General features: G+C 69.8%; 11 protein-coding genes. 7 read left to right on the plus strand and 4 right to left on the minus strand.

What is annotated here, in order from left to right; translation table 11 throughout:
- Position 1: 1 nt before the first annotated feature.
- Together JIG36_RS16950 and JIG36_RS16955 are read right to left on the minus strand one after the other, a co-directional pair.
- Complete coding sequence (locus JIG36_RS16950; RefSeq protein WP_203377214.1) at positions 2-1,318, minus strand: ABC transporter substrate-binding protein; 1,317 nt, start codon at positions 1,316-1,318, stop codon at positions 2-4.
- A gap of 106 nt (positions 1,319-1,424) precedes the next feature.
- Positions 1,425-2,606, minus strand: coding sequence for an ROK family transcriptional regulator (locus tag JIG36_RS16955; protein ID WP_203377215.1), 1,182 nt, complete (start codon positions 2,604-2,606; stop codon positions 1,425-1,427).
- A 205-nt stretch (positions 2,607-2,811) separates the two neighbouring features.
- On the opposite strand from JIG36_RS16955, the gene JIG36_RS54050 reads away from it, so the two are divergent.
- Positions 2,812-4,008 carry a chitosanase gene (locus JIG36_RS54050; RefSeq protein WP_203377216.1) on the plus strand — a complete coding sequence of 399 codons (1,197 nt, stop codon included), beginning with the start codon at positions 2,812-2,814 and terminating at the stop codon, positions 4,006-4,008.
- 412 nt (positions 4,009-4,420) lie between these two features.
- Positions 4,421-5,122: a hypothetical protein gene (locus tag JIG36_RS16965; protein ID WP_203377217.1), complete on the plus strand. Its 702-nt coding sequence runs from the start codon at positions 4,421-4,423 to the stop codon at positions 5,120-5,122.
- A 23-nt stretch (positions 5,123-5,145) separates the two neighbouring features.
- Here the strand turns inward: JIG36_RS16965 and JIG36_RS16970 are convergent, their stop codons facing one another.
- A complete protein-coding gene (locus JIG36_RS16970) occupies positions 5,146-6,303 on the minus strand; it encodes a homogentisate 1,2-dioxygenase (protein ID WP_203377218.1) in 1,158 nt (385 codons plus the stop codon).
- A 74-nt stretch (positions 6,304-6,377) separates the two neighbouring features.
- Here JIG36_RS16970 and JIG36_RS16975 point away from each other — a divergent pair, with 74 nt between their 5' ends.
- The 4 genes from JIG36_RS16975 to JIG36_RS16990 are packed head-to-tail and all read left to right on the plus strand — an operon-like array spanning position 6,378 to position 9,831.
- Complete coding sequence (locus tag JIG36_RS16975) at positions 6,378-7,223, plus strand: hypothetical protein (RefSeq protein ID WP_203377219.1); 846 nt, start codon at positions 6,378-6,380, stop codon at positions 7,221-7,223.
- The gene (locus JIG36_RS16980) at positions 7,220-8,329 is read left to right on the plus strand and encodes a fumarylacetoacetate hydrolase family protein (protein WP_203377220.1); all 1,110 of its coding nucleotides are present in this window, start codon (positions 7,220-7,222) and stop codon (positions 8,327-8,329) included. The genes JIG36_RS16975 and JIG36_RS16980 overlap by 4 nt, the downstream gene beginning before the upstream one ends.
- A 33-nt stretch (positions 8,330-8,362) precedes the next feature.
- Positions 8,363-8,821, plus strand: coding sequence for an SRPBCC family protein (locus JIG36_RS16985; protein ID WP_203377221.1), 459 nt, complete (start codon positions 8,363-8,365; stop codon positions 8,819-8,821).
- A gap of 14 nt (positions 8,822-8,835) precedes the next feature.
- Positions 8,836-9,831 (plus strand): outer membrane protein assembly factor BamB family protein, encoded by a 996-nt coding sequence (locus tag JIG36_RS16990; protein ID WP_307872758.1) that lies wholly within the window; start codon positions 8,836-8,838, stop codon positions 9,829-9,831.
- Between the two features lie 94 nt (positions 9,832-9,925).
- Here the strand turns inward: JIG36_RS16990 and JIG36_RS16995 are convergent, their stop codons facing one another.
- Positions 9,926-11,227 carry an aspartate aminotransferase family protein gene (locus JIG36_RS16995; protein WP_203377222.1) on the minus strand — a complete coding sequence of 434 codons (1,302 nt, stop codon included), beginning with the start codon at positions 11,225-11,227 and terminating at the stop codon, positions 9,926-9,928.
- Positions 11,228-11,302: 75 nt separating this feature from the next.
- Here JIG36_RS16995 and JIG36_RS17000 point away from each other — a divergent pair, with 75 nt between their 5' ends.
- The gene (locus tag JIG36_RS17000; protein WP_203377223.1) at positions 11,303-12,184 is read left to right on the plus strand and encodes a LysR family transcriptional regulator; all 882 of its coding nucleotides are present in this window, start codon (positions 11,303-11,305) and stop codon (positions 12,182-12,184) included.
- Positions 12,185-12,585: the final 401 nt, after the last annotated feature.

Consider the following 12,585-nt stretch of genomic DNA (forward strand, 5'->3'; position numbering starts at 1 on the left):
CTCAGCCGCCCAGCGTCATGACACTGTTGATCTGCTTGTCGGCGCCGGCCAGACCGGCATCGAGATCCTTGACCTTGCCCGCCTGATAGCTGTTGAGGAACTGACCGAACGTTTCCTGGTACGCCGGGCCCGACGCGCTGGGCGGCGTGGTCGAGGAGTTCGGGTTGGTGAAGATGTCGATGAACGTCTTGAAGTCGGCGTCCGCGTTGAGGCCCGGGTCGGCGATCGAGGCGGTCGTGGTCGGGATGTTCTTGAGCAGCCCGGACAGCTTGACGATGGCCTTGTCGTTCGTGGTCAGATACTTGATCAGCTCCCACGCGGCCTCGGGGTTCTTGGCGTTCTTGCTGATCCCGACGATGTTGCCGGTGACGTAGCCGCCGCCGTACCGGGCGGGGTCGCTGGTCGGGATCGGCGCCACCCCGTACTTGAGGTTCGGGGTCTGGTCCTTGACGAACGCCAGGCGGTACTCGGCGTCGATGTTGATCGCGACCTGGCCCTTCTGGAACGCGTTGTCGGCGCTGTACTCGTCACCCAGGCTCGCCCGGAACTTGGTCAGGTTCTCGTAGCCGTACCAGTCCACGAGCTGCTTCTGCCAGGTCATCAGCGTCTTCCAGGCCGGGTCGGAGCCGACCGCGGACTTGCCGTCGTCGGTGAGCCACTTGGCGCCGACGGCCGGGGCGAGGTGCGAGGCCGCGTTCTCATAGAAGTCGTAGAGCGGCAGGAACCCGACGGTCTTCAGCGAGCCGTCCGCGTTCTTCACGGTCAGTTTCTTCGCGTACGCGGTGAGCTCGTCGAGGGTCTTGGGCGGCGCGCTGAGGCCGGCCTTGGCGAACAGGTCCTTGTTGTAGAACATGCCGTACGCGTCGGCCAGGAACGGCATCGCGCAGCGCTTGCCCTGATACTCCGTATAGGACCGGGTGGTCGCGTTGAGCTGGTTCAGGTCCACTTTGTCCCGATCGATGTACTGCTTGAGGTCGACCCACGCGCCGGACGCGCAGAACTTGCCGACCACGTCGGTGGAGTAGGAGAGGCCGACGTCGGGACCGTTGCCGGCGCCGATGGCCTGGGTGACCTTGGAGTCGTCCTGACCGGACTTGACCGTCACCTTGATCTTCGGGTGGGCGGCCTCGAAGTCCTTGACCACCTGGTCGATCGCGTCGGCCTCGCGCTCGGTGAAGAAGTGCCAGAGCTCGACGGTGCCGGCGACCTCCGTACCGGGGTCGGCGATCTTGGTTTCCTTGGGCGCCGGGGTGCAGGCGGCGGCCAGGGAAGCCGCGGTTATCAGGGCAAAAAGGGCGCGCGGGAACCGTTTGTTCACTGTGGCCTCTCAGGTTTCGTCTGTGCGAAGAAACGAAATAAAGCGATAAAACGCGAGAAATTGAAAGGGTCGACGGAGGGGTGTGATCCCGAACCGTGGTTCGGGATCAGGAGTCGCGGATCGAGGCGATGAGGGAGTCGTGCACGGCGGTGAGGCCGGCGTCGAGGGCGCCGAGCAGCACGGAGTCGTCGTCGATGGAGGTGACGGCGATGGTGCTCTCGAGCGGGGCGGCCCGGCGTACGGCGAAATTCACCGCGGACAGCAGCCGCTCGCCGCCCGCCTGGGCGATCGGGCCGGCCAGAACCACCAGGTAGGGGTCGAGCACGGCGATCACCGCGGCCAGACCGATCACGATGCGGTCGGCCAGGGCGATGAGGAAGTCGCCGCCCGTGGCCGGGTCGGCGGCCGAAGCGCGGACGGCCTCGGCCGGGGTGCGACCCGGAACGCCGTTGTCCCGGGCCAGCTCGAGGATCGCCGCACCGCCGAAGAGGTCTTGCAGATCGAGCTTGCGGTGCGTGGAATCGGGTGAGTAGAGCGGCATGTAGCCGATCTCGCCGGCGCCGCCCCGCGCACCGCGCAGCAGCGTGCCGGCCATGTCGATGGCGAGACCGAGGCCTTCCTCGCCCAGCCACAGCAGGGCGAAACCCTCGGCGTCACGGCCCACGCCACGCCGCCGCTCGGCGATCGCGGCCAGGTTGACGTCGTTGTCGACACCCACGTCGGTGCCGAGTGCGGCCGCCAGTTGCGGCACCAGGCCCGTACGCCCGAACCCAGGCACGTCGACGTGGCGGATGGTCTCGGTGTGCGGGTCGTAGGAGCCGGCCACGCCGAACTGCACATGGCGAATCCGCTCGGCCGGGACGCCGGCCTCCTCGCGCAGCTTGGCGACGACGTCGACCAGGGCGGTCAGCGGGTCGGTGGTGAGGAAGTCGATGCGGGCCTCGACGCGCCCGCGGACCGAGCCGGTGAGATCGCAGAGCGCCGCGACCACCGACGGGGCGCCGCTCGCGCCGATGTCCCGCACGGACACCGCCGCCGCGTACGCCGCGTCCGGGTTGGCGTTGTAGATCTCCGCGTTCGGCCCCGGCCGGCCGCTGTTGTGGCCGACCACGTTGACCAGGCCGGCGTCGGTGAGGCGGCGCAGCACCTCGGAGATGGTGGGGGTCGACAGGGCCGTGAGCTTCCGGAGATCGGCCCGCGTGAGCATGCCGGGGTCCAGCAGGTGGGCCAGGGCCGCGCTCTCGTTCATGGCGCGCAGCAGCTTTGACGAACCGGCCAGACGGGTCACGGCGGCTCCCGGGAGCGTGTCGACTGATTGGCAAACTGACTAACAGTTAGCCCGGACGGTAGGCGGGCCGGTCGAGGGTGTCAAGGGCCCGAGGCTCAGCGTAGAGCAGTCGATCGAAGCCTATTGATAAACCTATTTAACAGTTGTAGCGTCTCTCCTCGTCGCGCGCGCCATCCCCACGAATCCCCCCTCTGCGAGGAGCGCCATGAAACGCGCCATCTACGCTGCCGTCGCGCTGGCCGTCCCCAGTGCTGCCCTGATCGTCGGGCTGCTCCCGGCCAGTGCCGCGACCGCGGGTCCGATCAAGGGCCTGGGCGGCAAATGTGTCGACGTCGCGGCCGCCGGCACGGCCAACGGCACCGCCATCCAGCTCTACGACTGCAACGGCTCGGCCGCCCAGCAATGGACGGTCGGCAACACCGACGGCAGCATCCGGGCCCTCGGCAAGTGCCTCGACGTGACCGCCGCGTCCACCGCCAACGGCGCCAAGATTCAGCTGTACGACTGCAACGGCACCGGGGCGCAGAAGTGGTCGGCCTCGGCCTCCGGTGGAACTCTGGTCAATTCGGGCAGCGGCAAGTGCCTGGATGTCACCGGCAGCAGCACCGCCAACGCCACCCGCCTGCAGATCTGGACCTGCTCGACCGCCGCCAACCAGAAGTGGACGTTGCCCGGCGGCACGACTTCCCCGACCACTCCCTCGGGAACCAACTTGGACAATCCGGCCAAGAAGGACGTCGCGATGCAGATCGTGTCGGCCGCCGAGAACTCGTCGCTCGACTGGCGGGCCCAGTTCCGCTACATCGAGGACATCGGCGACGGGCGCGGCTACACGGCCGGCATCATCGGGTTCTGCTCGGGCACCGGTGACATGCTCGAACTGGTCGAGGCCTACACCGCCGCCGTCCCCGGCAACGTGCTGGCCAAATACCTGCCCGCGCTGCGCAACGTGAACGGTACGGACTCGCACGCGGGACTCGACCCGAACTTCACCAACGACTGGCGTACGGCGGCCGCCGACTCCCGTTTCCAGGCCGCGCAGGAGGCCGAGCGCGACCGCGTCTACTTCAACCCGTCGGTGCGGGACGGCAAGTCGGACGGCGTACGGGCTCTGGGTCAGTTCGCCTATTACGACGCCGCGGTGATGCACGGCTACGAGGGCATGCGGGCCATCCGCTCGCAGGCGCTGAAGCGCGCGAAGCCCCCGGCGCAGGGCGGCGACGAGCGTACGTGGCTCAACGTGTTCCTCGACGAGCGCGTGATCGAGATGAAGAAGGAGGAGGCGCACTCGGACACGTCCCGTGTGGACACGGCCCAGCGTCGCTTCCTCAACAACGGCAACTTCGACCTGAACACGCCGCTGGACTTCGCCGTCTACGGCGAGGCCTTCCACATCGGCTGAGCTTCCATCCCGGGGATCAGAGGCCGGGGCCGCCACGGCGGTTCCGGCCTCGCCGCGGTCGTTCGGTCTAAGCCCGCTCCGGCATGTCCTTGCCACGCGACAATTTGCGGCCGGCCCCTCAAGATCCGCGCGCCTGGTGAACGGGAGCCCGATGCAGAACCGGGTCAAGATCCGCGCGCCGTTCCAATACGCCATTCCGAGACGCCATTCCAGGACGCCATTCCAAGATCGCGATTCCTCAAGATCAGCTGTACGGCCATCCCAAACCCCCACCCACCTCGGGGACCTGGGCGGGGAAGCTACGCCGCTGTCAAGCTGGCGGTGCTCGGTTGTCCACAGGCAGCGACCGGCCGAAACTCGGATGTCCACAGGCGGTCCGTGCGGCCGGCCGGTGGTGAGTAGGTTGTCCGGCATGGTGGATCTAGTGATCGCGGTCGTTGCGGTGATCGTGCTCATCGGCGTGGCCGTTGTGCTGGTGCGGGGTGAGCGACCGAGCCCGGTCCGCCTGGTCGCCGCCCTGGCCGTCGCCGTCCTGGCCGCGGGGGCCTTCGCCGTCTCGCTCTATCGCAGCCAGACCGGCGACGATTCCGAGCCGGCCGCGTTGCCCCGGGTCATCGGTTCCGCCGGGCCGGATGCGTCGACCGGGGTCGTCGGCTCGACAGCGCCCGCTCAGCAGGGCCTGGGCACGGCCGTCGTGAAGGTCGAGATCCCGATGAGCACGGCGTCGAAGTATCCGCAGGGTGCGGTGTGGCTCGACCCGCCGCGCGCCGGCACGGATCCGTACACGGGGGACATCTCGCTGCTCTGCGCGACGCCGGGCAAGAACGACACCGTGCAGAACTGCACGGGCTCCGACCAGCGGATCTGGAGCGCCGAACCACTCGAGGGGCGGGCCACGATCGGGCCGGCGAGCGGGGATCCGTTCGCCGACCCGGCCGCCTGCGACGAGAGCAACGGGGTCAAGTATCAGGACGGCTATCTCGAACTGGCCGCGGGCAAGGCGTACTGCCTGCACAAGGACGAGGGCACGGTGGCCCTCCGGGTTCCCGCCTTCCCGGCCGAGAAGCCGCTCCCGGCCCGGCTCCTGGTCGAGATGGCGGTGCTGACCGGCTGAAACGGGAAGCCCATTAGCCGCCGTCAGCGGTTCCACGTCCAGGCGTAGGCGGTGTCTTCGACCGCCAGCGCGGCGTCGCACAGGTCGAGCGGGCGGAACGTGTCGACCATGACCGCCAGCTCGTCGAACGCCTCGACGCCGAGGGCCCGCTCGACGGCTCCGGGCTGGGGGCCGTGGGTGAAGCCGGACGGGTGCAGCGAGATCGAGCCCTGGTCGATGCCGGAACCGCGGCGGGCCTCGTAGTTGCCGCCGGTATAGAACATCATCTCGTCGGAGTCGACGTTGTGATGGTTGTACGGCACGGGGATCGCCAGCGGGTGGTAGTCGACCTTGCGCGGCACGAACGAGCAGACCACGAAGTTCGGGCCCTCGAACGTCTGGTGCACGGGCGGCGGCTGGTGCACCCGGCCGGTGATCGGCTCGAAGTCGTGGATCGAGAACGCCCACGGGTAGAGGCAGCCGTCCCAGCCGACCACGTCGAACGGGTGGTGGGCGTAGACATGCCGGGTCCAGCCGGCCCGGTGTTTGACCAGCACCTCGACGTCGGTCTCGTCGACCTGCAGCGGCGCCGCGGGGGCGCGCTGGTCGCGTTCGCAGTAGGGCGCGTGTTCGAGGAACTGGCCGCGCACCGACAGGTAACGCTTCGGCGGTCCGATGTGGCCGGTGGCCTCGATCGTCAGCAGCCGGGCCGGGCCGTCGACCGGCACGATCCGGTGCACGACCGAGGTCGGGATGATCACGTAGTCGCCGGTGCCGGCGTCAAGTGTGCCGAACGTGGTCTCGACGACCACCCGACCGTCCTCGATGTACAGCATCTCGTCGCCGACGGCGTCGCGGTAGAGCGGCGACGGGCGGTCGGCGACCGCGTACCCGATGCGGACGTCGTCGTTGGCCATCAGCGGGTGGCGGCCGAGCACCGCGTCGGCCGGACCGGCGTCGAGCTTGTGTGTACGCAGATGCCGCGGCTTCAACGGCAGGTTGGGCGACCGGGTCAGTTTCGGCGCCTCGTACGTCTCGGCTGACACGATCGCGGTCGGCGCGTGCCGGTGGTAGAGCAGCGAGGAATCGGACGAGAAGCCTTCCTGTCCCATCAACTCCTCGGCATAGAGTCCGCCGTCGGGGCGTCTGAACTGCGTGTGCCGCTTGTGGGGCACCTCGCCGACGCTGCGGTAGTAGGGCATCGTTGCCTCCACCTAAAATCAGACATACTGGACGTGGTTGTCCGCTTCTCGAAGCGTCCATTAGGTTCGGAATCGTGTCAACGCTGGTGCCTCCGCTCTTCGCCGGGCTGGTGGACGACGCGTCTCTGCTGCCGCCGAGTCCCACCGGCGTCGCCGAGGCCGTCGCCAAGCACGACGAGCACCGTGCGGGCTGGTTCGCCGGCCTGCTCGGTCCGCTGCTCGTGCCCGCCTCGCTGATCGGCGCCGACCTGCGCGCCCATGATCTGCCGGCCGCGCTGGTCGGCGACGTCAGCGTCAGTGCCGTGCCGGTCGCGGTCGAGAAACTGCGCGCGGCCGGGGCCCGGGTGCAACATCTGGAGGCCGCGGTCGCCCGTCGTGGTGAGGATCCGCAGCCCGGCCTGGCCGACCTGCGCGCGCTGGCGCAGAGCGACAAAGACCTGCGGGTGTACGCCGAGATCCCGCTCAGCTGGGGTCTGCTGGCCGCCCTGGACACGGTCGCCCAGGCCCGCGCCGACGGCCTGGCCATGGCCCCCAAGTTCCGGGTCGGCGGGCTCGCGGCCGAGCTGTTCCCGACCCCGGTCGAGCTGGCCGCCGTGCTCTGCGCCTGCCGCGACCGTGACCTGCCGTTCCGGCTCGCCGCGGGTCTGCGCCACGCGATCCGGCACACCGACCCCGAGACCGGCTTCACCCATCACGGCTTCCTCAACGTGCTGACCGCGTCGATCAGCGCGCAGGACGGCGGCGAGGTCGCCGAGGTGGCCGAGGTGCTGGCCGCGACCCATCCGGTGCCGCTCGTCGAGGCGTGCCGGGCCCGGCGGGCCGAACCCCGGCCGCTGTTCGTCGGTTTCGGCGCGGCCAACGTGGTCGAGCCGCTCACCGAGCTGGTGCGGCTGGGGCTGATCAACGGGGGGTTCGAGTGAGCGACGATGATGGCGGGTTCGGGCCCGACAATCTGCCGTACGGGGTGTTCAGCCGGCCCCGCGGCGAGCGGCGTATCGGCGTACGGCTGGGAACCGGTGTTGTTGATCTGTCGGCGCTCGGCGGACATCTGGCCCAGGCGTCGCTCAACCCGCTGATGGCGGCCGGCCGTCGGGAGTGGACGGCCGCGCGCGAGGCCGTGGTGGCGCACGTGGTGACCGGTCCGCCTGTCATCCCGCTGAGCGACGTGACTATGCACCTGCCGTTCGAGGTCGCCGATTACACCGACTTCTATTCGTCCGAGCAGCACGCGTTGAACGTCTCGGCGATCCTGCGCCCCGATTCGCCCGGTCTGTCGCCGCAGTGGAAGCACCTGCCGATCGGCTATCACGGCCGGTCCGCGACCGTGGTCGTCTCGGGCACCCCGATCGTCCGGCCGTCGGGCCAGCTCGCCGAGGGCGTCTTCGGGCCCACGCGGCGGCTCGACGTCGAGGCCGAGGTCGGTTTTGTGGTCGGCACGCCGGGGCGGCGGATCGCGACCGACGACTTCGCCGAGCACGTCTTCGGGGTCACTCTGGTCAACGACTGGTCGGCCCGTGACCTGCAGGCCTGGGAATACCGGCCGCTCGGCCCGTTCCTGGCCAAGTCGTTCGCGACCTCGGTGTCGCCGTGGGTGGTGCCGCTCGACGCGCTGGCCACCGTGCCGGCGCCGCCGCAGAGTCCGGAACCGCTCGGCTATCTGCTCCCGGCCGGGCCCGCGTTCGACCTGCGGCTGACCGTCGAATGGAACGACACCCTGGTCAGCACGCCACCGTTCGCCTCCATGTATTGGACCGCGGCCCAGCAGCTGGCCCATCTGACCAGCAACGGAGCTTCCGTACGCACGGGCGACCTCTATGCCTCGGGCACGGTCTCGGGGCCGGAGCGTGACCAGGTGGGCTCGTTCCTCGAACTGACCCGCAACGGCGCCGAGCCGGTCAAACTGGCCGACGGCACCCTGCGCGGCTTCCTCGAGAACGGCGACCGCGTACGGATCGCCGGCACCGCCCGCTCGGTCGCCGGGACCGAGATCTCGCTGGGCTCGGTTTCCGGCACGATCCTGCCGTGAGATGTGTCGTACCGTGTACCCGGGGGTGACGCTATGTCGACGGTCGTGGTGACCCGCCTGATCGACGCGCCGGTCGCGGCGGTGTGGCAGGTGTTCACCGATCTGCATCGGCGCCGTGACTGGCTGACCGCCGTGACCCGGGTCGAGGTGCGCACCCACGGGCCGTTCGGCGCGGGCACGGTGTGGCGCGAGACGCGCGGCATGGCCGACGGCGGCGAGGTCACCGAGGAGTTCCGGGTGCGCGAGTGCGAGGTGCCCGAGCGGTTTGTGGTCACCTCGCCCGGCATCGGCGCCGACTACCGCATGACATATTCGTTCGTTCCGGTCATCTCGGGCCGGCACCGCGGCGGCACGATGGTGACCGTGAAGCAGGACGGCTCGGCCACCGCTCCGGCCGGTCGCATCCTCGGGCTGATCTTCGGCGGGCTCGCGGCCGAGACCGCCGAGGGTGCATTGCGCCGTGACCTCGACGATCTGGCCGCGGTCGCCTGACATAGGCTTCCCGGGTGTCCCGGGTGCTGCTGCGATCTCTGGCGGCGCTCGTGCTCCTCGCCGTGGCCGGTCTGATCGGCTGGCGGGTGCTGGCCCCGGCCGAGGTGCTGTCGCCGGCCGCCACGCCCTATCCGAGCGCTTCCGTCTCGACCGCCCAGGTGACCGGCCGTACGAACATGGCGCCCTTGATCGTCGATGAGAGCCTGCGGGTCTACGCGGCCAAGCGGCAGGTGCGCGCGGACGGTCCGGTCGACGCCAAGAGCGTGAACACCGCCCGGTGGTCGCTGCGGCGCTGGCCGGCCGAGGTCTCCGGAGTCGTGGCGTCGGGGTCGACGGTGATCAGCCGCTGGTCCGACGGCCGTCTGATCGCGGTCGACGGGCGTACGGGAAAGGAACTCTGGACCGTCGCCACGGGACCGGACGCGCCGGGTTACGACGGGCACCGCACGGGCGCGTCGGTCGTCTGGGCGCCGGTGGATCTCTGGGTCGGTGGCGAGTTCGTGCTGGTCCGAGAGGGTCAAAGGCTTTCCGCGTACGGGGTGAGCTCCGGCGCCCGCGGGTGGAGCGTCGAGGTTCCGGCCGCGTGCACCGACGGATTCACCACCACGAGCGGGCAGTACGTCTGCGCCTCCGGGGCCTACGCGATCTCCACGGGGGCGGCTGTCACGTCGTACGGGAACCAGCCTTTGACCTGTGCAGTCGGCCGCTCGATGTGTGCCGGTTCCGTTCCCGGTGACACGCCGCCGGGCACGCAACTGCTGGGAGTGTCGCGGGGGCGGCTGGTGGTGCTCACCGCCGAGCGGCATCTGCAGGTGATCCGGGGCGGGGCCGTCGTGGCGGACTTTCCGCTGGCTGTGGGCTCGGAGAAGCTGGACTGGAAGCCGGGCCGCTGGCAGGTCACCGACGACTGGGTGGCGATCGAGCGCCTCACGGCCGACGGTCCCGCCGACCCCGAGGCGCCCGAACACTACCTCACCGTCGACACCGTGATCATCGCGTCGCTGCGCTGATCGCCTGGCCCGGCGTGGCCATGGCTTTGTCTCGCTGATCGCCTGGCCCGGCGTGGTCATGGCTTTGTTTCGCTGATCGCCTGGCCTGGCCTGGTCAGCGCTTTGTTTCGCTGATCGCCTGGTCGAGGATCTGCAGGCCCAGGTCCAGCTCCTCCACGGTCGAGGTCAGCGCGGGCGCGATGCGGAACACGCCGCCCATGGCCGGCAGCTGCACCACGTTCATGTGCAGGCCCAGCTCCAGGCAACGCCGGGTGACGGCCGCGCCCAGCTCGTCGGCCGGCTCCTTGGTGGCACGGTCGTGCACGAGTTCGAGACCCACGAGCAGACCCCGGCCCCGTACGTCACCGATCATCTCGTGCCGCTGGGCCAGCTCGCGCAGGCCGCCCGCCAGGTGGGCGCCGAGCTCGGCCGCCCGCCGGTCCAGCTTGTCGTTCTCGAGCACGTCGAGCACGGTGTTGCCGACCGCGGCGACCAGCGGGTCGGACACGTGCGTGGTGAAGAACAGGAAGCCCCGCTCGTGGGCCGTCCGCTCGATCTCGTCGCTGGTGATCACCGCGGCCAGCGGCAGGCCGGCGCCCAGGGTCTTGCTCAGCGTCAGGATGTCGGGGGTGACGCCGTCGCGCTGGAACGCGTACCAGTCACCGGTCCTGCACAGACCGGTCTGTGCTTCGTCGAGGATCAGCAGTCCGCCGCGCTCGTGCACCTTGTCGCGCAGCACGGCCAGATAGCCGGGCGGCAGGTCGAGCACGCCGCCCGAGCTCAGGATCGGCTCGACGATGCAGGCGGCCAGGCTGCCCACCGACTGCGCGTCGAACAGGTCGAACGAGAAGTCCAGTTGCCGCCGCCAGTCCAGCTCACCGTTCTCGTCGGTGAAGTCGGGCCGGTACGTGTTCGGCGTCGGGATGGCAAAGTTACCGGGGGAGGCCGGGCCGTAGCCCTTGCGGCCCGAGCTGTAGGTGGCGTTCGCGGCGGCCTGGGTCATGCCGTGCCACGAGCGGGCGAACGAGATCACCTCGTGCCGGCCGGTGACCAGCTTGGCCATCCGGATCGCGGCCTCGTTCGACTCGGCGCCCGTGGTCAGCAGCAGCACCTTGTTCAGCGGGTCGGGCAGCGACTCGGCCAGACGGCGGGCCAGGTCGACCACCGGGCGGCTGAGCATGCCGCTGAACAGGTGGTCGAGGGTGGCCGCGGAGCGCTGCACGGTCTCGACCACGGCCGGGTGCGAGTGGCCGAGGATCGCGCTCATCTGCCCCGACGTGAAGTCGAGCAGGCGGCGGCCATCGGCCGTGTGGACGAAGCTGCCCTCGGCGCGCTCGATGATCTCGGGGACGAAGCGTCCCGCGCCGGAATAGCGGACCAGGTGTCGTTCGGCGTCGGACCAGAAGGAATCAGCCATGCCTTGACGCTATTTTGTTTGCGAGCGTCAGGTCCATCTCATGTTTTCGCCGGTGCTGTTAAGGAGAAGCGAACAATGCTGAACCCGTGGCGCCTGCGACTGCTCGTTGATCTCGCTACCTATGGGACCGTGCGCGCGGTCGCCCAGCGCGGCAACCACAGCCCGTCCGCGGTGTCGCAGCAGCTGGCCACGCTGGAACGCGAGACCCGAACGGCCCTGGTCGAACGCACCGGCCGCCGGGTGCGCCTCACCGCGGCCGGGGTGCTGCTGGCCGGGCGGGCCCGCGAGATCCTGGCCGCCATGGACGCGGCCGAGGCGTCACTGCGCGGCCTGGCGCTCCAGCCCGCCGGAACGGTCCGGCTGGGCGCCTTCCAGAGCGCCCTGCCCGGACTGGCCGCCGAGGCCGTGTCGGTGCTGGCGGCGCGCCACCCCGACGTCACCGTGGTGCTGCTCGAGATGGAACCGCACGAGAGCATGCCGGCCCTGCGCCGCGGCGAGGTCGACGTCATCATCACGACCACCGACTTCGCCGGGGCCGAGCTCGACCCGTCGATCGACCTGGTGCCGCTGACCGAGGACGAGGTGGTGCTCGTGCTCCCGCCGGGGCATCCCCTGGCCGCACTCGAGGCGGTCGACCTGGAGGCCTGCGCCGGCCAGCTTTGGACGTTCGACGTGGCCGGCTCCTACATGTCCGAGCTGGCCACCCGCCTGTGCCGGGAGGCCGGCTTCGAGCCGTCGGTGGTGTGCCGCTTCAACAACTACATGATCGCGCTGCAACACGTGGAACGCGGCGGCTCGATCACCTTGCTGCCCGGCCTGGCCGTCGACCCGCGCTATGAGGTGGTCACGCGGCCCCTTTCGCCGCCGGTTTCCCGCCGCATCACCGCGGCGGCCCGGCGCCCGTCCACGCCGCGCCCCGAGATCACGGCCGTGCTGACCGCCCTCCGCAGCCAGTAGACGCGCGCTTTCGTCGTCCAAGCGCTCTGCCGGCCTCGGATCAGGGACCGATCCACAACGCCAACCAGCCCGCGACCATGCTGCTGAGGCTCACCGCCAGCGACAGAATGTCGAATCCGCGGGGGCGACTTGGCTCGCCCGCAGGTCGTCTGCCAGGCATTCCCCCCGGAGCGAGCCGCCTGGACCCGCGGGTTCGGGGATGTGCCACGGCCCGCCGCGCGGTCCCGGTCGCGACCGAAGATCCGTCCGAGGCGATCGAAGCGGTGGTAGCTACAACCGATCAGCCAGCTGTTGCCGAGCTTCCGGCACGCACGACGTTCACGCGTGAAACCGCCACATCTGAATGGGGCCACCACCGCCAGGTATGGAACGAAGAGGGCGAGGACGACGAAGGCCGCCAG

It is taken from the genome of Paractinoplanes ovalisporus (assembly GCF_016834655.1).
Lineage (GTDB): Bacteria > Actinomycetota > Actinomycetes > Mycobacteriales > Micromonosporaceae > Actinoplanes > Actinoplanes ovalisporus.